Annotated in this window: 19 protein-coding genes; 14 read left to right on the forward strand and 5 right to left on the reverse strand. The window is 73.8% G+C overall.

What is annotated here, in order from left to right; genetic code table 11:
* Positions 1-44: 44 nt before the first annotated feature.
* The 5 genes from GKE82_RS02565 (at position 45) to GKE82_RS02590 (ending at position 5,928) form a co-directional block, all read left to right on the forward strand.
* On the forward strand, positions 45-1,883 hold the full coding sequence (locus GKE82_RS02565; RefSeq protein ID WP_154732236.1) for an ABC transporter ATP-binding protein: 1,839 nt from the start codon (positions 45-47) through the stop codon (positions 1,881-1,883).
* Positions 1,880-2,506, forward strand: a complete 627-nt coding sequence (locus GKE82_RS02570; protein WP_107571065.1) for a VOC family protein — start codon at positions 1,880-1,882, stop codon at positions 2,504-2,506. Before GKE82_RS02565 ends, GKE82_RS02570 begins: the two co-directional genes overlap by 4 nt.
* Positions 2,507-2,623: 117 nt before the next feature.
* Positions 2,624-3,565, forward strand: coding sequence for a peptidoglycan-binding protein (locus GKE82_RS30345; RefSeq protein ID WP_154732237.1), 942 nt, complete (start codon positions 2,624-2,626; stop codon positions 3,563-3,565).
* A 115-nt stretch (positions 3,566-3,680) separates the two neighbouring features.
* Positions 3,681-4,367: a response regulator transcription factor gene (locus GKE82_RS02580; protein ID WP_107571067.1), complete on the forward strand. Its 687-nt coding sequence runs from the start codon at positions 3,681-3,683 to the stop codon at positions 4,365-4,367.
* Positions 4,368-4,371: 4 nt separating this feature from the next.
* Positions 4,372-5,928, forward strand: a complete 1,557-nt coding sequence (locus GKE82_RS02590; protein WP_196189033.1) for a PAS domain-containing sensor histidine kinase — start codon at positions 4,372-4,374, stop codon at positions 5,926-5,928.
* A gap of 22 nt (positions 5,929-5,950) precedes the next feature.
* On the opposite strand, the gene GKE82_RS02595 is transcribed toward GKE82_RS02590, so the two are convergent.
* The 3 genes from GKE82_RS02595 to GKE82_RS02605 form a co-directional block, all read right to left on the reverse strand.
* Positions 5,951-6,358, reverse strand: coding sequence for a hypothetical protein (locus GKE82_RS02595; protein ID WP_107571069.1), 408 nt, complete (start codon positions 6,356-6,358; stop codon positions 5,951-5,953).
* A 158-nt stretch (positions 6,359-6,516) separates the two neighbouring features.
* On the reverse strand, positions 6,517-7,788 hold the full coding sequence (locus GKE82_RS02600; protein ID WP_154732238.1) for a choice-of-anchor Q domain-containing protein: 1,272 nt from the start codon (positions 7,786-7,788) through the stop codon (positions 6,517-6,519).
* Positions 7,789-7,901: 113 nt separating this feature from the next.
* Positions 7,902-9,389: a DHA2 family efflux MFS transporter permease subunit gene (locus GKE82_RS02605; RefSeq protein ID WP_154732239.1), complete on the reverse strand. Its 1,488-nt coding sequence runs from the start codon at positions 9,387-9,389 to the stop codon at positions 7,902-7,904.
* Between the two features lie 48 nt (positions 9,390-9,437).
* Between GKE82_RS02605 and GKE82_RS02610 the strand changes: the two genes are divergently transcribed.
* From GKE82_RS02610 to GKE82_RS02620, 3 genes are all read left to right on the forward strand, one after another.
* Positions 9,438-10,070, forward strand: a complete 633-nt coding sequence (locus GKE82_RS02610; protein ID WP_154732240.1) for a TetR family transcriptional regulator — start codon at positions 9,438-9,440, stop codon at positions 10,068-10,070.
* Positions 10,071-10,141: 71 nt separating this feature from the next.
* Positions 10,142-10,516, forward strand: a complete 375-nt coding sequence (locus GKE82_RS02615; RefSeq protein ID WP_107571073.1) for a hypothetical protein — start codon at positions 10,142-10,144, stop codon at positions 10,514-10,516.
* Positions 10,513-11,154, forward strand: coding sequence for a TetR/AcrR family transcriptional regulator (locus GKE82_RS02620; protein ID WP_154732241.1), 642 nt, complete (start codon positions 10,513-10,515; stop codon positions 11,152-11,154). Before GKE82_RS02615 ends, GKE82_RS02620 begins: the two co-directional genes overlap by 4 nt.
* An 11-nt stretch (positions 11,155-11,165) precedes the next feature.
* On the opposite strand, the gene GKE82_RS02625 is transcribed toward GKE82_RS02620, so the two are convergent.
* Positions 11,166-11,744 (reverse strand): dihydrofolate reductase family protein, encoded by a 579-nt coding sequence (locus GKE82_RS02625; protein ID WP_154732242.1) that lies wholly within the window; start codon positions 11,742-11,744, stop codon positions 11,166-11,168.
* A 274-nt stretch (positions 11,745-12,018) separates the two neighbouring features.
* Here GKE82_RS02625 and GKE82_RS02630 point away from each other — a divergent pair, with 274 nt between their 5' ends.
* Positions 12,019-12,243, forward strand: coding sequence for a type II toxin-antitoxin system Phd/YefM family antitoxin (locus GKE82_RS02630; protein ID WP_107571076.1), 225 nt, complete (start codon positions 12,019-12,021; stop codon positions 12,241-12,243).
* Positions 12,240-12,620 (forward strand): type II toxin-antitoxin system VapC family toxin, encoded by a 381-nt coding sequence (locus tag GKE82_RS02635; RefSeq protein ID WP_309233349.1) that lies wholly within the window; start codon positions 12,240-12,242, stop codon positions 12,618-12,620. Before GKE82_RS02630 ends, GKE82_RS02635 begins: the two co-directional genes overlap by 4 nt.
* Positions 12,621-12,804: 184 nt before the next feature.
* Here GKE82_RS02635 and GKE82_RS02640 read toward each other — a convergent pair whose 3' ends face one another.
* Positions 12,805-16,749, reverse strand: coding sequence for a PD40 domain-containing protein (locus GKE82_RS02640; RefSeq protein WP_154732243.1), 3,945 nt, complete (start codon positions 16,747-16,749; stop codon positions 12,805-12,807).
* A 122-nt stretch (positions 16,750-16,871) separates the two neighbouring features.
* Between GKE82_RS02640 and GKE82_RS02645 the strand changes: the two genes are divergently transcribed.
* The 4 genes from GKE82_RS02645 to GKE82_RS02660 all read left to right on the forward strand — a co-directional run bounded on the left by GKE82_RS02645 (position 16,872) and on the right by GKE82_RS02660 (position 20,803).
* Positions 16,872-17,729 (forward strand): SDR family NAD(P)-dependent oxidoreductase, encoded by an 858-nt coding sequence (locus tag GKE82_RS02645; RefSeq protein WP_196189034.1) that lies wholly within the window; start codon positions 16,872-16,874, stop codon positions 17,727-17,729.
* Positions 17,730-17,811: 82 nt separating this feature from the next.
* Complete coding sequence (locus tag GKE82_RS02650; protein WP_154732245.1) at positions 17,812-18,486, forward strand: peroxiredoxin-like family protein; 675 nt, start codon at positions 17,812-17,814, stop codon at positions 18,484-18,486.
* A complete protein-coding gene (locus GKE82_RS02655; RefSeq protein WP_154732246.1) occupies positions 18,483-19,583 on the forward strand; it encodes an LLM class flavin-dependent oxidoreductase in 1,101 nt (366 codons plus the stop codon). The genes GKE82_RS02650 and GKE82_RS02655 overlap by 4 nt, the downstream gene beginning before the upstream one ends.
* Complete coding sequence (locus GKE82_RS02660) at positions 19,580-20,803, forward strand: SfnB family sulfur acquisition oxidoreductase (protein WP_309233350.1); 1,224 nt, start codon at positions 19,580-19,582, stop codon at positions 20,801-20,803. Before GKE82_RS02655 ends, GKE82_RS02660 begins: the two co-directional genes overlap by 4 nt.
* Positions 20,804-20,827: the final 24 nt, after the last annotated feature.

Below are 20,827 nucleotides of genomic sequence, written 5' to 3' on the forward strand. Positions count from 1 at the left end.
ACGGTTGAAGTCCTCAACTGTTTCTGCCATGATGCGGGGCCACGATGCCCCGACCCTTCCCCGAGCCCAAAGGTCCCCCCGCCGTCGATCGATACGGGGCGCCCGTGCGGCCGGATCGCGGGGAGCTGCGCCGGATCGCCGCGCTGTTCCGCCCGTACCGCGCGCGGCTGGCCACGGTCCTCGGGCTGATCACCGTCTCCGCGGGCCTGGGGATGGTCTCGCCGTTCCTGCTGCGCGAGATCCTTGACCAGGCGATCCCCGAGGCGGACACGACGCTGCTCACCTGGCTCGTGGTCGGCATGGTCGTCATCGCGATCGTCACCGGGGCGCTGGGCGTCGCGCAGACCTGGCTGTCCAACGTCGTCGGCCAGCGGGTCATGCACGACCTCCGCGCCGCGGTCTACCGGCACCTGCAGCGGCTGTCGCTGGCGTTCTTCACCCGGACCCGCACCGGCGAGGTGCAGTCGCGCATCGCCAACGACATCGGCGGCGTGCAGAACGTCGTGACGAACACGGCGACCTCGCTGGTGTCGAACGTGACCACGGTGCTCGCGGTCACCGTCGCGATGATCCTGCTCGACTGGCGCCTGGCCGCGTTCAGCTTCGTGCTCCTGCCGTTCTTCGTCTGGCTGACCCGCCGCGTCGGCCAGGAGCGCAAGCGGATCACCGCGGTGCGCCAGGGCCGCATGGCGGACATGAGCTCGCTCGTGGAGGAGTCGCTGAGCGTCAGCGGCATCCTGCTCGGCAAGACCATGGGCCGCGGCCCCGAGCTGGCGCAGCGCTTCGAGCGCGAGTCCGCCGAGCTCGCCGACCTCGAGGTCCGCGCCCGGATGGCCGGCCGCTGGCGCATGGCCAGCGTGCAGATGAGCTTCGCGATCATGCCGGCGCTCGTCTACTGGTTCGCCGGGCAGTCGCTGGCGTCCGGCTCGGCGACGATCTCGATCGGCACGCTCGTCGCGTTCACGCAGCTGCAGACGCGGCTGTTCTTCCCGATCCAGTCGCTGCTGTCCGTCGCCGTGGACGTCCAGAGCTCCCTGGCCCTCTTCCACCGCATCTTCGAGTACCTCGACCTGCGGGTCGACATCGAGGAGGCCGACGAGCCGGTCGACCTCGGGGCCGACGGGCGGCGCGTCACCGGCCACGTCACGTTCGAGGACGTGCGGTTCGCCTACGACGAGGACGCCGCACCCACGATCGACGGCGTCAGCATCGACGTGCCGGCGGGCACGACGCTCGCGATCGTCGGGGAGACCGGCTCCGGCAAGACGACGCTCGGCTACCTGGTGGCGCGGCTCTACGACGCCGAGACCGGGCGCGTGACGATCGACGGCGTCGACGTGCGCGACCTGAGCTTCGCGTCGCTGGCCCGCACGGTCGGGATCGTCTCGCAGGAGACGTACCTGTTCCACGCGTCGATCGCCGACAACCTCCGCTTCGCGAACCCGGACGCCACCGACGAGGACCTGCGCGAGGCCGCGGCTGCCGCGCGGATCCTCGAGCTGATCGACTCGCTGCCCGACGGCTTCGACACCGTCGTGGGCGAGCGCGGCTACCGGTTCTCCGGGGGCGAGAAGCAGCGCATCGCGATCGCCCGCACGATCCTTCGCAACCCGCCCGTGCTCGTGCTCGACGAGGCCACCAGCGCGCTGGACAGCCAGACCGAGCGGCTCGTGCAGGAGGCGCTCGACCGGCTGGCCGAGGGTCGCACGACCATCGCGATCGCGCATAGGCTCTCGACCGTGCGCGACGCCGACCAGATCGCCGTGCTCGACCGGGGACGCCTGGCCGAGCTCGGGACCCACGAGGAGCTGCTCGCCACGGGCGGCCGCTACGCCGCGCTCGCCGCCCGTGCCGGGACGGCCGACGGCGCGGTGGTCGCGTGATCGGCCTGCGCGCGCTGCGCGTCGCCGGCACCACCGCCCCCTGGACCGCGCTCGGGTTCTCCGTCCGCCCCGAGCCGCTCGTGCCGGGACTCGACATCGGGACGACCTCGCTGGACCTCGAGCCCGCGGCCGCGGGCATCATCGGCTGGACGCTCGTCGGGGAGGGCCCGGCGCAGCTCGACGGGCTCCGCACGACCTGGATCGACGATCCCGGCCCGCTGCGCGCCACGCTGCACCCCAACGGCGCGACCCGCCTGGACCACGTCGTCGTCATGACCCCGTCGCTGCAGCGCACCACCGGCGCGCTCGGCGACGCGGGGCTCGAGCTGCGCCGCACGCGCGACGCCGGCACGCCGGACCGGCCGCTGCAGCAGGGCTTCTATCGGCTCGGGGAGGTCATCCTCGAGGTCGTCGGCGACGTGCCGCCCGAGGGGCCCGCGCGGTTCTGGGGCCTGGTCGCCGTGGTGCCCGACGTGGACGCCCTCGCGGGACAGCTCGGCCCGCGGCTGGTCGGCACGCCGAAGGACGCCGTGCAGCCCGGGCGGCGCATCCTGACGGTGCGCCGGGAGGCCGGCCTGCCGGTGCCGTTCGCCTTCCTCACGCCCGACCCGCGGCGCGGCTGACCGGCGCGTCGCAGGGCCGCGTGCGGTCCCTGCCGGTGCAAGAGATCCTGCAAAACGGGCGATTCGCCGCTGCTAGGTTCGCCGCGGCGCCGGGCTTGCCGCGGCGCCGACCGCCGCATGATCCCCGCCGCCGCCAGCCATCGGTCCGCCCGTCGCGGACACGGCCTCGCCCTGCTGCTCGCCGTCCTCGCCGCGTTCGCGGTGGGGTCGCCGGCCGTGCAGGCCAAGCCCCTGGAGAAGGGGGACCGCGGGGATCGGGTGGAGAAGCTGCAGCAGATGCTCGGGCTGCGTGCCGACGGCGTCTTCGGACCCGGCACCCTGCGGGCGGTCAAGCGCTTCCAACGCCGTCACCGCATCACCGCCGACGGGATCGTCGGCGCGGGCACGTGGCGGATGCTGCGCCGCGCCCGTGACGCACGTCGCTCCCGCAGCCGCGCCCGGGCCCGCGCGAGCGCCGGCGCCGGACAGGGCGTGTCGCGCAGCCGCAGCCGGGCCACGCGGATCCTGCAGCGGCGCCTGGGGATCACGGCCGACGGGGTCTTCGGGCCCGGGACCGAGCGGGCGGTCAAGCGGTTCCAGCGCCGGCGCGGGCTGACCGCGGACGGGGTCGTCGGTCCGGGCACCTGGCAGGCGCTCGGCGTCCGGGGGCGTCCGGTCCTCAAGCGCAGCCGCCGCGGCCGCGCGGCGGGCCGTCCCGGGGTGCCGGTCGCCGTCCTGCGCGCGATCGCGGCCGCGAACCGCATCGCCCGCTACCCGTACCGCTACGGCGGCGGGCATCGCAGCTTCACCGACAGCGCGTACGACTGCTCGGGCTCGGTCTCCTACGTGCTGCGCGGCGCGGGCCGCCTGCGGGCGCCGCTGGACTCGAGCGCGCTGATGTCCTACGGCTCGCCCGGGCCGGGGCGCTACATCACGATCTACGCGAACCCGGGACACACGTTCATGGTGATCCGCGGCCGCCGCTACGACACGACCGGGCGCTGGCAGACCGGGTCGCGCTGGCAGCCGGAGATGCGTCCCACGGGTGGCTACGTCGTCCGACACCCCCCGGGCCTCTAGCCGATGGCCGCGGCGAAGCGCCCTGTGCAGGGCATTTCGTCGCGATTTCGGCCGTGAACCAGTACGTTTGTCCCGGTCCCCGGGGGTTGGGGGCGACTCACACGAAGGGGCAACCATGAAGGACGCAACGGGCGGTAGGGCGCTCGACGGCGCGATCAGCGTCGTGGTGACGGACGACCACAAAGTGGTGCGTGAGGGGCTGCGCAGCTTCCTCGGCGCGGTCGGGGGATTCGACGTCGTCGGCGAGGCGTCGGACGGGGACGAGGCGGTGTCGCTGGTCGACGCGCTCGCCGCGGCCGGCAACGCGCCGCACGTGGTTCTGATGGACCTGCTGATGAGCCCGGGGGACGGGATCACCGCGACGCGGGCGATCAAGGAGCGTCACCGGGACATCGACGTGATCGCGATGACGTCGTTCGTCGACGAGTCGAAGGTCGTGGAGGCGCTCGACGCGGGCGCCACCGGGTACCTGCTGAAGGACGCGGAGGCCGACGAGGTCGCGGAGGCGATCCGGGCGGCGCGGCGCGGCGAGATCCACATCGATCCGGCGATGGCGAAGGTCCTGATGGGCAAGCTCCGCGAGCCGGAGGCGCCGAAGCCGCTGGACCAGCTCACCGACCGAGAGCGCGAGGTCCTCGCGCTCGTCGCGCGGGGCTTCGCGAACAAGCAGATCGCTGCGGACCTGGACATCAGCGAGCGGACGGCGCGCACGCACGTGAGCAACATCCTCGCGAAGCTCGACCTGCACTCGCGCACGCAGGCGGCGCTGTTCGCGGTGCGGGCCGGGTTGGTCGAGGTCTAAGCGCTTGGCCGGCGCGACACCTGAAGCTCCCGGTGTCGCGCGGTCCGGGACCACCGCGGGCCGACGGGCGGCGATCGACCGCGTCGAGGCGCTCGGCTTCAGCCTGACCGCGCTGCACGCGGCGCTGCTGGTCGTCGGTGGCGCCGTGCCGGGCTGGGGCTGGGTGCTGGTGGCGGCGCTGGTCGCCGTCACGGCGCCGTCGCTGGCGGGGGCGTGGATCGTCGACTGGCCGCTGCGCGTCGTGCTGCTGCTGGCGTGCTCGACGCTCGTCGTGCTGGCGGGCGACGAGGACGCGCAGGCGGCATGGACGTGGATGACGCTCGCGGTCGCGGTACCCGCGTTCCACGGCCGCCCGCCGCTGGCGAGCCTCTACGTGGCGCTGATCACGGCGACGACCACGACGGTCCTGGCGGCGGCGTCCGCGCCGTGGTCCGTGGCCGCGCCCGCCGCGGCCGCGGTCCTGCTCGTCGGGGCGCTGGCGACCGGTCTGGCCGACGGCCTGCGCGCCGCGGAGGGGGCGTCCGCGGTCCTGCAGTCGCGTGAGCGCCGGTTCGGCGCGCTGCTGCGCGACGCGGCCGAGGTGATCGTGCTGGTGGGCCCGGACCGCGAGGTGCAGTTCGTCAGCCCGGCGCTCGGCCGGGTGCTCGGCCACGCGGACACGACGGGCATGGGGGACGACTGGCTGGGGCTCGTGCATCCCGACGACCGTGCGACGGTGCTGCAGCTCGCCCGGCGCGTCCGGGCGATGCCGGGCACGCCGGTGAGCGCGGAGCTGCGCGCGCGGCACGCCGACGGCCGGCACGTCTGGATCCACCTGCGGGTCGTCGACCTGACCGCGAACCCGGACGTGGGCGGGATCGTCCTCTCGTTCCACGACATCAGCGACCAGAAGGACGCCGCCAGCGAGGAGCGGCTGCGGATCTCCCGCGACCTGCACGACTCGGTCTCGCAGGCGCTGTTCTCCATGACGCTGCAGTCCCGTGCCGCGCAGCTGCAGCTGGAGCGCGCCGGGCTCGACCCGCAGTCCCCTGCGCGCCGGACGGTGACCGACGTCGCGGATCTCGCGCGCGGCGCCCTGGCCGAGATCCGGGCGTTGATCTTCGAGCTGCGCCCGCGCGCCCTGGTGGAGGAGGGGTTCGTCAGCGCGGTGCGCAAGCACGCCGCCGCGGTGGGCTCGCGCCATCGCGTGGCGGTGGTCGTCGAGGCGCCCGCCGAGCGGATCCCGGTGGGGGAGGCGGTGGAGGAGCACCTGTTCCGCGTCATCCAGGAGGCGGTGGGCAACGCGGCCCGTCATGCGCACGCGGAGCGGATCACGGTCGACATCGCGACGGCGGGCGAGCCGCCGTGGGTCACGGTGACGGTGCAGGACGACGGGCGCGGGTTCGACCCAGCCGCCCGCTTCGACGGGCACTTCGGGCTGGAGACGATGCGCGAGCGGGTCGCCGTGCTGGGCGGTCAGCTGCGGATCGACAGCGCGCCAGGTGCGGGCACGACGGTCGCGGTGGCGATCCCGGCGGAGACGGGCGGCGCGCTCGTCACCCCGGCCCGCGGCAGCGCCTGAGCGGCGCCGCGGCGCCGTGGGATCAGGCGTCCAGGACGCCGCGCGCGACGGCGAACGCGGCCCCGGAGAGCTCGAGCTCGGGGTGGTCGAGCGCCCACTGCAGCGCCTGGCGGGCGACGTCGCGCGGGTCGCGCGCGCTCCAGAACGCGGGCGGACCGCCGGCCGGGTCGGGCTCGCGCACCCCGCCGAGCCGGACGACCTCGCCGAGCAGCGCCATCGCCTCCTGCTCCTCGTCCAGGCGTCGCGCCATGAGCTCCTCGACGTTGAGGGCGGACACGCGCACGCCCTCCGGGCCGAGGTCCTCGACGAGCACGAGCGGCAGGTGCACGGGCGCGAGCCCGATCAGGTCCCGGCTGGCGGCGACCGCGTCGGTGCGTCCGCCGAGACGGTTGAGCAGCGCGACGAGCGCGGTGGTCGAGGCGACGCTCACCGGTCGCTCCCGGGCGTGCGGCATCCCGCACCGGGACGGGTCGCATCGGGCATGGACGGGACGGGCGCGGCGCTCACCGCACCGAGTCTAGGCGCAGCGGGCCGCCCCTCGGGGCTCCCGGGCGCCCCGGCGCGCCTGGCGCACCGGGGCCGTGGGACTCAGGTCCGCCGGCGGGGGGCCTTGGCCGAGCGCGCGGGCTTGACGGTCACGCGACCGCTCGCGGCCCGCCGGCCGGCAAGGCTCGCCGTGACCGTGACGGGCAGCTTGTGGAAGCGGCCCAGCAGCTGCCGCGAGCGCTTGCTCAGCTTCAGCGTCACCACGGTGCTGCGGCCGGGCTGCAGCGTCCGGGTCGCGCGGGCGACGGTGACCGTGACGGTGCGGACCTTCGGGCGGGCGCGCAGACCGATCACCGTGTCGCCGCGGCGACGCTCACGCGTGGTGGCCTTCAGCGCCACCTTGCAGGTCCGTCCCGCCGCCGCGCTGCACCGCAGGGTCACGCGGACGGTCTTCGGGGTGGTGGAGAGCCGCACGAGTCCCAGCCGGGTCGGGACGACCACGGGCGCAGGCGTGGGCGTGGGCCCGCCGTCGTTGGCGGGCGGCCCCACCGGGGTGACGGGCGTGGGCGTGAGCGTGGTGAAGGTCCGGACCGGTCCGCGGAAGGTGTCGGCGGGGTCGGACCCGGAGGCGGGCCGCTCGATCCGGACCTGCGCGTAGTGGACCGTCCCGGGCGCGAGGCCCGTCAGCGACGCGGAGAGGGCGGGCGAGACGACCGACCCGGCTGCGACCGTGGCGGACTCACCGACCGGGGAGAGCGCATCCGGGCTGGTGCCGACGTAGAGCCGGGCGGTCCCGGCGCGTTCGTCGGTGGCGCTGCCGGTGAGCGTCGCGCCGGAGGTCGTGACGGCCGTCGCGGCGACGTCGGCGTCCTGCAGCCGTTCGACGGCGCCGAGATCGCAGGCAGTGCCCTGCGGGCGCATGGCGCCGCGTCGGTCGAGGCCTCCGCAGGCCGGGTCCGTCTCCGGCACCACGTCGAGGGCGGGGCTCCCCGGCGCGGGGCGCAGCAGCGGCACCGGGTCGGCGGTCGCAGGAATCAGGGGATCGGTGGAGATCGGCGCCCCGCACGACGCCGGGAAGCTCAGGCTCGGACCGTCGAGGCCGACGGGGACGGGGCCATCGCAGTTCGCGGCGCCGTTGGAGGAGGCGAGGACCGCGCGGAGCGTGGCGCTGCCGCCGGCGGGAACGTGGATGCCGGAGCCGACGGTCGTGGAGCCGGGCCGGTGGTTGTACGCCACGGTCGTGCCGTCGAGCGTCAGGGTGCCGGCCGCGTACGCGCCGTCGCCCAGACCGGCGGGCCGCGCGGGAACCTGGCCGGCCGCCGGGACGATGTCGACCCCGCGGTTCTCGGTGATGGTGCTGTCGCTGACCGCCATCGTGCCGCCGGGCTGCGGCGCCAGGCCGCCGCCGTGCCCCGCCGGACCGTCGTCGCCGCGCGCGCCGCCGGCGCCGGCGGCGCCGCCCTGCTGGGCCCGCGGCGCGTGCCCGTCTACGCGGGCACGGCGGCGGAGTCGGCCGCGGGCGCCATCTGCGGGGCGGGGGGCCGGCGCAGGAAGACGGCGACGGCGATCGCCAGGACGGTGAGGCCGACGCCGTAGGTCAGCGCGCGCTGGATGCCCTCCGACAGCGCGTCGGGGTTGGCGGTCCCGGCGTCGGAGACGGCGGTCGCCCGGCGGGTCATCACGGTGATGAAGATCGCGGTGCCCGCGGCACCGGCGACCTGCTGCATGGTGCTGACGATCGCGCTGCCGTGCGAGTAGAGCTGCGGCGGGACGGCGCCGAGCGCGGTGGTCAGCAGGGGGGTGAACATCATCGCCAGGCCCGCGCTGAGCACGACGTGGGCGAGCACGACGACGGCGAGCGAGGAGCCCTCGTCCAGGGTGGTCATGATCAGCAGCGAGGCGCTGACGACGACGGCGGCGGGGATGACGAGCGGCCGCGGGCCGACACGGTCGTACAGGCGTCCGACGACGGGGGAGAGGAGGCCCATGACCAAGCCACCGGGCAGGAGCAGCAGGCCGGTCGTGAGCGTGGAGACCTCCTGCACGTCCTGGAGGTACATCGGCAGCAGGATGACGGCGCCGAACAGCGCCATCATGCTCACGGCCATCAGCGCGGTCGCGACCGAGAAGATCGGGTTGGTGAAGCAGCGGATGTCCAGCAGCGCCCGCTCGCGCAGCGCCAGCTGCCGCATCCCGAAGCCGAGCAGGCCGACGACGCCGATGGTGATGGGGATCCAGGGGGCCAGCAGCGTCTCGCCCTGCGCCTGCTCGCCGATGCTCGAGAGCCCGTAGACGATCCCGCTGAAGCCGAGCGCGGACAGGCCGACGGACACGGCGTCGATGCGCATGACGCGCGGCTCGGTGACGTTCTCCACCCAGCGCGCGCCGAGGGCGAGCGACAGGAGCGAGATGGGCAGGACGATCCAGAACATCCAGCGCCAGTCCAGGCCGCTGAGGACGAGGCCGGAGATCGTCGGGCCGATCGCGGGGGCGACGGAGATGACGATCGAAACCGTGCCCATCATCGCGCCGCGCCGGGCCTCCGGCACGAGGTTGAGGATCGTGGTCATCAGCAGCGGCATCATCAGCGCGGTGCCGATCGCCTGGATGATCCGTCCGACCAGCAGGACGACGAATCCGGGGGCGAGCGCGGCGACCAGGGTGCCGGTGCTGAAGGCGATCATCGAGCCGAGGAACACCGTGCGCACGTGGAACCGCTGCAGGAGGAAGCCGGTGACCGGGATGACGACGGCCATGGTCAGGAGGAACGCGGTCGTCAGCCACTGCGCCGTGGTGGCGGGGATGTCGAGATCGTCCATGAGGCGCGGGAGCGCGACGCTCATGATCGTCTCGTTGAGGATCACGACGAACGTCGAGGCGACGAGCAGCGCGATCAGGCGCTTGTGCCCGGCGGGCAGCTCGGGGGCGTCGGTGGGGGCGGTGGCGGCGGAGGGACTCATAACGCTGCGCGCCATGATGGCACACTGTGCCAAGTAGGCAGGGGCTGCGGTACGATCCCCGGGATGGCCGCCGTCGACTCCCTCGACCTCCGCGAGCGTCGGCGCCTGCAGACGGCGCGGGAGATCAGCGACGCGGCGCTGGGTCTGTTCGAGTCGGTCGGCGTCGACGGCACGCGCATCGAGGACATCGCGCGCGAGGCCGGCATCTCGCCCCGCACGTTCTTCCGCTACTTCCCGACGAAGGAGCGCGCGGCGTTCTGCTCGGATCCCGAGGTCGAGCAGCTCGTCGACGGGATGGCGGCGACGCTGGACCCGGGCACGCCGCTGCTGCCACAGGTCGAGGCGATCTACGCGGCCGCGATGGCCGCCTACGACAACGGGCGCAGCCCGGGGGGACGGCGGGTCCTGCGGATGTGGCGGCTGGTCGATCGCGAGCCGACGCTCCGCGCCGCGGGCGTGGCCTACGAGGAGGAGCGGGCGCGGGCGCTCGCCGCCCGGCTGCGCGAGGCGCTGGGGACGGACGAGCGCGACCTGCGGCCCGAGCTCGTCGTCGAGGTGGTCGGCGCGAGCGCGCGGGTCGCGTTCCGCCGCTGGGCGGTCCTGCACGAGGCCGGCCGCGAGGCGGACCTCGTCACGCTCTACCAGGAGGCACGGGACCTGCTGCGCTCCCTCCCGGGAACTCCACCTGGGGCATAACATGAACGTTGTGTATGTTCATGTTGTTGCGCGGTGATCAGCGCCGCGCCCGACCCAGGGGAGACCTCGCCATGAGCACCACCCGCCTCGCCCTCGGCGCGACCCGCGCCCTCGTCGGCCTTGCCGCCTGGACCGCCCCGGACCAGACCGTGACCGTCTTCGGCATCGACCGCGAGCGCCACGACCGCTTTGTCAGCCGACTCTTCGGCGCCCGGGACTTCGCGCTCGGCGCGTCGGTCCTGGCGGCCGATCCGCAGCACCTGCGTGCCGCCACCACCGTTGGGGTCCTCGTGGACTCCGTCGACGCGATCGCGGGCTTCGACGAGTACCGCCGCGGCACGCTCTCCACGCGCGCGTTCGTGCTCGGGCCGTGCGGTGCCGTCCTGCTGGCGGTCCTCGGGGTGCTCGTCCTGCGCGAGGAGTCCGCGGGTACCGTGGCCGGGTGACCGCGCCGCTGCCGTACCGCCATCTCCTCAAGCGCGAGCCGACGCAGGCGCGCAGCCGCGCTCGTGTCGAGGCGATCCTCGACGCGGCCGCGGGCCTGCTCGCCGACGGCGACCGCGAGGCGGTGACGGTTCGCGACATCGCTGCGGGCGCGGGCGTGCCGACCGGGACCCTCTACCAGTTCTTCGAGGACAAGCCGGCCGTGCTGCAGGCCCTGGCCGTGCGGTACGTGCACCGCACGCCCGACGTGCTCGGCGCGGCGCTCGCGCGCCCGGACCGCGACTGGCGCACCGTGCTGCCGGCGGTGGTCGACGGCTTCGCCGAGCTGCTGCGCCGCGAGCCCGCGATGCGCGTGCTGTGGCTGCACAGCACCCTGGAAGCGGCCACCGTCAGCCTCGCCGACGCCGCCGACGACCAGCTCGCCCGCGACCTGGCGCGGCACCTGCGCCAGATCGCGCAGGCGCCGGACGCCGAGCCGGAGACCGCGCCGGGCTGGCGGGTGCTGATCAGCGTCGTGTCGAGTCTGCTGCGCGGCGCCTTCCTGCTGGACCCGGCCGGTGACGAGGCGACCCTCCGCGAGGCGCGACGGGTCGCCACCGTGTACGCGGGCACGCTCCTGGGCCTGGTCGCCCAGCCCTGAGCGGGCTCCCGCTAGGAGACGCCGCCCCGATCGGCCGGCGGGCGGGCGACGCGATAGCGCTCGTAGATCACCTGGTCGAACGTCCGGACCTCGACGAGGGTGAGCGGCACGCGGCGGTCCACCGCGGGCAGCAGCGGGGTCCCGCCGCCCAGCACCGCGGGACCGCGGAACAGGCGCAGCTCGTCGACGAGCCCCTGGGCGAACGCCTGTCCGGCGAGATCCGCACCGCCGATCTCGACGTCGCCACCGGTCTCCTGCGTCAGGCGGGCGAGCTCCTCCTCGAGTGTCCCGGCCGCCAACCGCGTGTTCGTGCCCTGCACGGCATCCAGCGTGCGGCTGAACACGACCTTCGGGAGCGCCGCCCACGTGTCGGCGAACGCCGCGTCCGCCGCGGTCCGTCGCATCGCGGGATCGGTCTCCCAGACCAGCATCGTCTCGTAGAGCCGCCGACCCAGGAGCATCGCCCCGAGCTCACCGACCCGTTCGAGATGGAAGGCGAACAGCTCGTCGCTCGGGACGGACCAGTCGATCGCGCCGTCGCGGTCGCTGATGAAGCCGTCGACGGACACGCCCATGGAGACGAGCAACATCAGACGGACCTGCGCGGACGCGGTGCAGCAGAACGGGACATCATGCGGAAGGGCTCCTTCGGTCGGTGAGGCGGTCGAGAGTCAGGACTGCCGAACCCGCAGAATCTCATCGGCCGGGCGCGCCGGCTCCCATTTTTCGCGACGGGGGTTAGGTGTCGGCGCGCCGCGTGAAAACTGACCTGCCGCTCGCATCGCGCCCCTGACGGCAGGTTCGCGTCCGGAGCCCTCGCCGCGCGTGCCGGACTAGGTGGACTAGCAGAAGTATCCTGGGGCGATGAAGCCGGTGAAGATGCATGAAGCGAAGACCAACTTCTCGAGACTGATCGCGCTCGTGGAGTCGGGTGAGGAGGTCGTGGTGCAGCGCGGTGACCTTCCCGTGGCACGCATCGTTCCGTACTCCGAAGCGACGGAGCGCCGCGCTGGCGCTCTGAAAGGCCAGATCACGATTGGGTCGGACTTCAAGGAGATCCCCGAGGGGTTCGAGGACGACCTAACGTGAGCGCCTGGCTCGTCGATACTCACGCGCTGTTGTGGTTCCTGGCCGACGACTCGAACCTCTCGGCCGCCGCGAAGACCACGATGGAATCCGGGGCCGAGGTGCTGCTGGTGAGCACGGCATCCTTGTGGGAGATTGCGATCAAGTCGGCGCTCGGGAAGGTCGTTGTCCCGGACGACCTGCCGGGCATTGTGCGAGCCGAGGGCTTCCAGTCGCTCGCGGTCACTCCAGCGCACGCCTGGGCAGTTCGAGACCTCCCAGTCGGGCCGCACAAGGACCCGTTTGGCCGGCTTCTCGTTGCGCAAGCGTGCACGGAAGGTCTGTCGATCATCAGTAGTGACGAGCAGTTCGACCAGTACCCCGTCACGCGTCACTGGTGATCTCGGCGGAGGCGGCCCGACTCGGCTGTGGCGCCACACGGGCACTGGTTTCCGTCGAGGCGTTACATAACATCGATTATCGAGCGTGGTAACCGAAGCACAGTAGTCATCGATCCCCGGGTGATCCCGGCGGAGACCTGTGTCGCGGCCCTACGACCGACACCGACCCCCACCGCGACGACGGTCACTCGATCAGCCCGAAGCCGAGCTCCGCGTCGGGGTTGTTGACCGGCGCCGGACCGGTGAACGTGATCGGCTTGCCCTTCGTCTGGAAGAAGACGGGCTTCGAGAAGCGCGCCCGTCCGTCCACGCCCGTGCAGCCGACGACCGCGTTCTGCTCACGCGGCACGTCCGTGAAGACGGCGGTGCGCTCGTCGATGTCCACGGACTGGCTCGTGGTGCGCCCGTCCTTCAGCTTCAGCAGGGCCGACACGCGCACGAGATCGTCGTCCTCGCGCTTCCAGGTCAGGCGGATCGTCGAGCCGCGCCGACGGACCCGGCAGGTCTCCATCGGATCGACCTCGCTGACGCGTCCCAGGCGGAACCGCGTCACCGGGACCTCGTACTGCGGGACGCCGTCTGCGTCGTCGACGAGCGCCACGACCGTGTGCAGCCCGGTCGTCGGGAGCGGCGTGAACGTCCGGCTGCTCTTGGCCAGCGTGCTGGTCCCCAGCTCCTGCTGCTGATCACCGACGCGCTCGACGTACCGCAGCCGGCGCCCCTCGCCCTTCTCGACCGCGAACGTCAGCTTCGCGTCCCCGTCGCTGCCGAGCCCGACGCGGCCGTCGACCTCGGGCTCCGGAGCGGGCTCGGCCTCGCCGATGCTCGCGAGCGGGTCGGAGCCGGGAAGCAGCTCCACGTTCCAGGTGCCGGCCTGCGGCTTGAACAGCGTGACGACGGTCGCCCGGTTGGCCGGGTCCTTGGCGAGCATGAACCGGCCGTCGAGGACCCCGCCGTCCGGCGCCTCGGGCGTCTCCACCCGCTGACCGCCGGGGCCGACGAGCGCGATGCGCGGCGGCGCGGTCGCGCCGACGAACTCGAAGGTCTTCGCGTCGAGCCCGGCCGCCACGGTGAGCGGCGTCGGCCCCGCCTGGGCGGCGCGGGCGCGTGCCGGCCGGCGCTTGGCCGGGCGCATCCCGCACGCCCGCGACATCACGCGGACCTCCCCCGTCTCCCACATGTACGCCGACCCGGCCTGGAAGCCGACCGGGCCGACACAGGAGACGAGCGCCTTGTCGCTGATCCGGACGTGGACCGCCATCGGGACGCCGAAGACCGTCACCTTGCCGGTGCCGGCCCCGAAGAACGCCTTCGGGGTGACGTACCCGCGGACCTCGAGATCCAGGGACGGGAGGAAGCCCAGCCGCAGGACCTGCGGCGGAAAGCCGAAGCCGCCGCTGAACGAGGTCGATTCGGGCGTGATCGCCAGGCGGCCCTGCGCGATCGTGAACAGGCCCAGCTTCAGGACGGCCGGCCCGAACGTCAGCTCGCTCGGGATCGGCCCGTCACTCTTGCGGTACCCGGCGGTCACCGAGGCGTCGAGGCTCGCGACCTCCAGCCGCGCCCCGACCGGCCGGAAGAAGATCGACGGCCCGAACGTCACCCCGGCGGAGCCCGTGAGCGAGAACGGGTCGACGGTGGCGCCGATCCCGAGCCGCTGGAGGAAGATCGGCAACGGCGCGGCGAACGGGATCGGCTTGTTGAGCCCGTCGAGCTGCACCGACGCGCCCTTCAGGCCCCAGTTCGCGAACTCCCACGTCCCGGTGACGGTCGGTGAGCGGTCCAGGACGGCCTGTGCGGTGCCTGGCGCCCGGACGGCCACCTCGGCCCGGACGGTGGCGCTGAGGTCGGTCGAGGCCGTGATCGACGCGTCACGCAGCTCGAGCGTTCCCATCGAGATGCGCGCGAAGCGCGTCGTCGGGCCGCTGAACCCCACCTTGCCCTTGAGGTCCACGCCGCCGGCGTTCGTCGCGAGGATCGTGACCTCGGTACCGAGCTCGAGGCCCGTCGGGAGCTTCGCGCCGAACACCTTCTCGGGCAGCGGCGGCGTGACGCCGACCGTGAGCGACACGCGGCCGGTGCCGTAGGCGCCGTCATGGGTGAACTCGAACGCGGGTCGCACGTTCGTGAGCAGCATGCTCTTGAAGAACCCGACCTTCCCCCCGGGCGCCGGCGCCTGCACGAGGTCCTTCGTGTTCACCGGCGGCATCGGCAGCTCGACGGTGCGGCCCGACGTCAGCGGGATCCCGCTCAGGCGCCGGCTGAACGGCAGCTCCATGCGGACGCCCCGATCGGTGGAGATCACCGGGAACTTGTTGTTCGCGTCGACCGGATAGTCGCCGGGGATCGCCCGCAGGAAGATGCGCACCGGTCCCGTCGAGCTCAGCGTGTCGCCCTGCTGGTTCAGCACGATCCGGCCCGACTGCGGGACCAGCTCGAGGCCGTTGAGCCGCACGAGCGTCGGGGACTCGTAGCTCGCCTTCTCCGGGTCGAAGATGAAGCAGTCCGAGAACGCCTCGATCGGGCCGAGCTGGACGCTCTTGGTCTTGTCCCACTCCTCGCAGGTGGTCTTGCGCGCCGGGCCGCTGCTGCGGTCGCAGCGGCGGTAGAAGAGCGCGGACTGCTCGGGCGTGCCGTACGAGTTGGCGTGGTTGCTGCAGTAGCCGCTGGGTTCGAAGTCCGACGCGTTGCCCTGGTAGGGCCGGAAGCCGGAGGCCCGCGCCCGGACGCTGCGGCTCCTGGCCCGGGCGGGCTGGCGGTCCAGGAAGCTGAAGGTCACGGGCTTGCCCTCGACCGGCGCGCAGCCCTCGGCCGACGCCTTCAGGGCGAGCTTGACGCTCAGCGGCTCGGTCAGGCCGGCCAGCCGCTTGCGGGCGCTGGCCTTCAGCGGCAGGGTCAGGGTCTCCTCCCCGTCGCCGGTCGAGATCATCGAGCCGCTCGCGAGCGTCCCGAGGCCCTTGGCGGTCACCTCTCCCGAGATCCGCCAGCCGATCCCGGCGACGTCCATGTCGACCTCGAGCTCTCGGTCGCCGACCGCGAAGTCGGTGCGGTACGCGCCGGGCACCCAGAGGCTGACGCCCGACGGGCAGGCGGGAGCCGGCGGACGCGACGTCGGTCCGGGGCCCGGAGCCGGGTCGGCGCCCGGGCCGGGCGTGGGCTGCGGCGACGGCGCGGGCGGCGTCGGGAGCGCGCTGCGCTCCGCGGTCTGCCAGTCCGGCTGGAAGTCGCCGGCGATCGGCTTGTTCGTGAGGTTCGTGACGCCGGTGCCGTCGGCGTTCATCGCGTAGATCTCGTAGTCGCCGTCGCGATCGGACGAGAACAGGATCTTCCTGCCGTCCGGCGACCACGACGGCTCGAAGTCGGTGTCGGACGCGTTGCTGGTGATGTCGACCGGGTTCGTGCCGTCGGCGTTCATCACGAAGACGTCGTAGTCGGGGCCGTTGCGCTCGCTGGTGAACGCGAGCTTCGTGCCGTCCGGGGACCACGCCGGGTGGATGTCGTAGCCGGCCGTGAGGGTGAGGTGGTGGAGCTCTCCCCCGTTCGGGTCCATCGTCCAGATGTCGTAGTTCCCGGCGACGAGGCGGTCGGAGATGAACGCGATCCGGGAGCCGTCGGGCGACCAGGTGGGGTTCTCGTTGGATCCCGGGCTGTCCGTCAGCTGCCGCAGGTCGGTCCCGTCGGCGGCGATCGTGTAGATCTGGTTGCTGCCCGTGCGGTTGGAGTAGAAGACGATGCGGGACCCGTCGGGCGACCAGCTGGGCGAGAACTCCGCGGAAGCGGGCAGGTTGGTCACGTTCACGGGCGCCGAGCCGTCCGCCGCGACGGTATAGATCTCGCGGTTCCCGTCTCGCGTCGTCTGGAACGCGAGCCTCGTCCCGTCCGGCGACCATCGGGGCGAGAAGTCGTCGGCGGTGTTGGTCGTCAGCCGCGTCTGCCCCGTGCCGTCCGCGTTCATCGTGTACAGCTCGCGACCGCTGTGGTCCCGGTTCGAGGTGAACGCGATCTTCCCATTGGTCCCCGGGACCACCCGGGCGTGCGACGCGGCCGGGGACGCCGGGGCGTCGCCGACGCCGAGCGCGGCGAGGAGCAGGGCGGCGAGAGCTGGACCGGCACTCGGGAGAAGGCGCACCCGCGCACTATAGGCCCACCTTCCGGACGATCGCGAGCCGTCGTCCGGCACACGGCCTGGCCGGACCGCGCGCCGGGGAGCGCCGACCCGTCGCAACCTCCCCGGCGCCCTACGATCGGCCGGTGCGACATCGACCTCTCCCCTCCCCGCCGCTCTCCGGCCAGGTGCTCCTCGTCAGCGGGGCCGCCGGCGGGATCGGCGCGGCGACCGCCCGCGCGCTCGCGGCGCGCGGGGTCCTGCTCGCGCTGACCGACCGCGACGAGGCCGCCGTCCGCGCGCTCGCCGCCGAGCTTCCCGGCGCGAGCGCCCACGTGCTCGACGTGACCGACCGGTCGGCCTGCATCGACGTCGTCGCCGCCGTGACCGCCGCGCACGGACGGCTCGACGCGGTCTGGGCCAACGCCGGGATCTCCGTGTACGGGCCACTGGACCTCGTCGACGCCGACACGTGGGACGCCGTGCTGGACGTCAACCTCCGCGGCGCGGCGAACCTCGTCCGCGCCGCGCTGCCCGCCGTGATGCAGGCGCGCGGGTACGTCGCGCTCACCTGCTCGGTCGCCTCGTTCGTCCACCAGCCCGGGCACACCGCCTACGCCGCGTCCAAGGCGGGCCTCGAGGCGCTCGGCGACAGCCTGCGCAGCGAGCTGACCGGCACCGGGGTCCGGGTCGGCACCTTCCACCCGGGCTGGATCGCCACCTCGCTCGTGGCCGAGAAGGAGGACCACCAGCCCGCCTTCCGGCGGTTCCGCGAGGCCGTCCGCCCGCCGTTCAACACGATCCACCCGGTCGACGCGATCGTGCCCGAGATCGTCGGCGCGTTCGAGCACCGCCGCGCGCGGCTCGTGTTCCCGCGCGTGCACTGGCTCGCCCACGCGCTGCGGCCCGTCGCGCACACGCGCGCGCTCAGCGCGGGCGTGCGCGCCGCCGCCCCGGAGATCCGGCGGCTGTACGCCGAGCAGCTCCAGGCCCGGCAACGCTGAACGGGCATCGTCACCCGCGCCCGACGGAGTCCCCCGGCGCCATATTCCCTGGTAGTTCGATCGAGTTTGCCAGGATTACCGCATGTCCTCTCCCGAGCAGACCGCCACCCCGATCGCCGACGGCGTCGCCACCGTCCGACTCGAGCTCGAGGCCAACGTGCCGCCGGAGCTCCTCGGCGCCTTCGACGGCCAGGCCGAGGCGCTCGCGCAGCGCGGCGCACCCGACGCCCCCGGCGTCGGCGACCAAGCCCCGCGCTTCACGCTCCCCGCCTCCGACGGCACCACCGTCTCCCTCGACGAGCTGCTCGCCGACGGCCCCGTCGTGCTCGCCTTCTACCGCGGCGCCTGGTGCCCCTACTGCAACGTCCAGCTGCGCGCCTACCAGCAGGCCCTGCCCGAGTTCGCGGCCCGCGGTGCCAGCCTCGTCGCGGTGTCCCCGCAGCGTCCCGACGAGGGCGAGGCGCTGCGTGACGCCGCCGCTCTCGGCTTCCCCGTCCTCACCGACGCCGGCGCCGCCGTCGCCGCCGACTACGGCCTCGCCTTCGAGATCACAGCGACCGAACAGGAGCCGTTCGTCACCGCCGGGATCGAGGTGGCCGGCTCCAACGCCGACGGCAGCTGGCGCCTGCCGACCCCGGGCACGTTCGTCATCGGCCAGGACGGCACGATCCTCCACGCGGCGATCGACGGCGACTTCCGGCGCCGCGCAGAGCCCGCCGTGCTGCTGCGCGCGCTCGACGACGCCGCCGGCGCATGAGCGTCACGCTCCACTGGTTCCTGCCGACCAACGGGGACTCCCGCAGCGACCTGAGCCTCGGCAACGCGGTCGGGATCGACAGCGGGCGCGCCGGCGGGTCCGGCGACCGCGCACCCGACCTCGGCTACCTCGGGCAGATCGCCCGGGCGGCCGAGGCCCACGGCTTCACCGGCGCGCTCACCCCGACGAGCTCCTGGTGCGAGGAGGCGTGGGTCACCACCGCCGCGCTCACGCAGCTCACCGAGCGCTTCCGCTTCCTCGTCGCGTTCCGCCCCGGCCTCCTCGGGCCGACCCTCGCGACCCAGATGGCGGCCACCTACCAGCGCCTCAGCGGCGGGCGGCTGCTGCTGAACGTCGTGGTCGGCGGGGACGACGCCGAGCAGCGCCGCTTCGGCGACCACGTCGTCAAGGACGACCGCTACGCGCGGGCGGGCGAGTTCCTGGAGATCTTCCACCGTCTCTGGGACGGCGAGCCCGTCACGCACCGCGGCCGGTTCTTCGACGTCGAGGACGCCCAGGTCATCCCCCACGCGGTCAAGCCCGCCGTGTACCTCGGCGGCTCCTCCCCCGCCGCCCTCGAGGTCGCCGCCACCCGGGCCGACGTGTACCTGACCTGGGGCGAGCCGCCCGCGCAGGTCGCCGAGAAGCTCGACCGCGTCCGGGCCACGGCCGACGCCGCCGGCCGCGAGCTGCGCTACGGGATCCGCCTCCACGCCATCGCCCGCGACACCGAGGAGGAAGCGTGGGCCGAGGCCGACCGGCTGCTCGCCGGCCTCGACCCGGAGCAGATCAGGCGCGCCCAGGAGATCCAGCGGGCCTCGCAGTCCGTCGGGCAGGCGCGCATGGCCGCCCTGCACGGCGGACGGACCGACGACCTCGTCGTCTCCCCGAACCTCTGGGCGGGCGTCGGCCTCGTCCGCGGTGGTGCGGGCACCGCGCTCGTCGGCTCGCACGAGCAGATCGCCGACCGCATCGCCGAGTACCACGACCTCGGCATCGACGAGTTCATCCTCTCCGGCTATCCGCACCTCGAGGAGGCCTACCGCGTCGGCGAGGGCGTCGTCCCGGTGCTCCGCGACCGCGGCCTGCTGCCGTGAGCGACACGACGACCGACTCCGGCACCGTCCCGCGGCTGGCCGACGAGCCCGCGGTCCTCGCGGCCGCCGACGCGCTCGCCGCCGAGCTCGCGACCGGCGCCGCGGAGCGCGACCGCAGCGGCGAGGTGCCCCGCGCCGCCCTCGCCGCACTCGACGCCAGCGGCCTGCTCGCGATCACCGTGCCGCGCGAGCACGGCGGCATCGGCGGCGGCCCCGTGCTGCTCGCCGAGGTCGTGCGCCGTCTCGCGGTCGCCGACCCGGCCGTCGCCCAGGGACCACAGGCGCACTTCCTGTTCGTCGACGTCCTCGCCGCCATCGGCACCGACGAGCAGCGCCGCCGGCTCTTCGCCGACGTGCTCGCCGGACGGCGGATCGGGAACGCCCTCGCCGAACGCGGCGTCGCCCACGCGCAGGACCTGAAGACGCGGCTGCGCGCCGACGGCGCGGACGGCTACCGGCTGACGGGCACCAAGGGCTACGCGACCGGTGCCCTCACCGCCGCGTGGATCGCGATCTCCGCCCTGGACGAGGACGACCGCCTGCGGATGGCGCTCGTGCCCCGCGAGACCCCGGGCGTCACGCTCGACGAGGTCTGGCACGCGATGGGCCAGCGCGCCACCGTCAGCGGCGGGGTCGTGCTCGACGACGTCGCCGTCCCCGCCACTAAAGTCCTGGACTACGCCGCCCTGTTCGCGGCACCCCAGGTGGTCGGGGCCCGCGCCCAGCTCGTGCACGCGGCCATCGAGGTCGGCATCGCCCGGGCCGCCGTGGACGACGCGGCCTGGTTCCTGCGCGAGAAGGCCCGGCCGTTCTCCGAGGCCGTCGCGCGCGGCCTGGTCACCAGGGCGTCCGACGACCCGTACGCGCTGCACCGGCTCGGCGAGCACGGTGCCCGCGCCAGCGCCGCCGAGGCGCTGCTCGAGCGGGCCGCCCGGCGCCTGCAGGAGATCCCGCTGCGCCCCGCCGACGACACCACCGCGGCGGTCGGCTCGCTGGCCGTCGCGGAGGTCAAGGCGTTCGCCAGCGAGGCGGCCGTCCAGGCGGCCAACGACCTGTTCGCGATCGGTGGCACGTCGGCGACCGACCGGCGCCTGGGCCTCGACCGGCACTGGCGCAACGCCCGCACGCACAGCGTGCACGACCCCGTCGCCTGGAAGTACCACCACCTCGGCGGGTACCTCGTGGACGGGCGCGTCCCGCCCAACCACGGGCAGATCTGACGCGGCGGCGCGGCGGGCGGGCGA

Source organism: Conexibacter sp. W3-3-2, from assembly GCF_009707605.1.
Lineage (GTDB): Bacteria > Actinomycetota > Thermoleophilia > Solirubrobacterales > Solirubrobacteraceae > Paraconexibacter > Paraconexibacter algicola.

Bases quoted from the DNA above. Each gene is read 5' to 3' on its own strand.
- GKE82_RS02565 (WP_154732236.1), top strand. From the start codon at position 45: ATGCCCCGACCCTTCCCCGAGCCCAAAGGTCCCCCCGCCGTCGATCGA.
- GKE82_RS30345 (WP_154732237.1), top strand. From the start codon at position 2,624: ATGATCCCCGCCGCCGCCAGCCATCGGTCCGCCCGTCGCGGACACGGC.
- GKE82_RS02580 (WP_107571067.1), top strand. From the start codon at position 3,681: ATGAAGGACGCAACGGGCGGTAGGGCGCTCGACGGCGCGATCAGCGTC.
- GKE82_RS02600 (WP_154732238.1), bottom strand. From the start codon at position 7,788: ATGGCGGTCAGCGACAGCACCATCACCGAGAACCGCGGGGTCGACATC.
- GKE82_RS02605 (WP_154732239.1), bottom strand. From the start codon at position 9,389: ATGGCGCGCAGCGTTATGAGTCCCTCCGCCGCCACCGCCCCCACCGAC.
- GKE82_RS02610 (WP_154732240.1), top strand. From the start codon at position 9,438: ATGGCCGCCGTCGACTCCCTCGACCTCCGCGAGCGTCGGCGCCTGCAG.
- GKE82_RS02615 (WP_107571073.1), top strand. From the start codon at position 10,142: ATGAGCACCACCCGCCTCGCCCTCGGCGCGACCCGCGCCCTCGTCGGC.
- GKE82_RS02625 (WP_154732242.1), bottom strand. From the start codon at position 11,744: ATGTTGCTCGTCTCCATGGGCGTGTCCGTCGACGGCTTCATCAGCGAC.
- GKE82_RS02630 (WP_107571076.1), top strand. From the start codon at position 12,019: ATGAAGCCGGTGAAGATGCATGAAGCGAAGACCAACTTCTCGAGACTG.
- GKE82_RS02650 (WP_154732245.1), top strand. From the start codon at position 17,812: ATGTCCTCTCCCGAGCAGACCGCCACCCCGATCGCCGACGGCGTCGCC.
- GKE82_RS02655 (WP_154732246.1), top strand. From the start codon at position 18,483: ATGAGCGTCACGCTCCACTGGTTCCTGCCGACCAACGGGGACTCCCGC.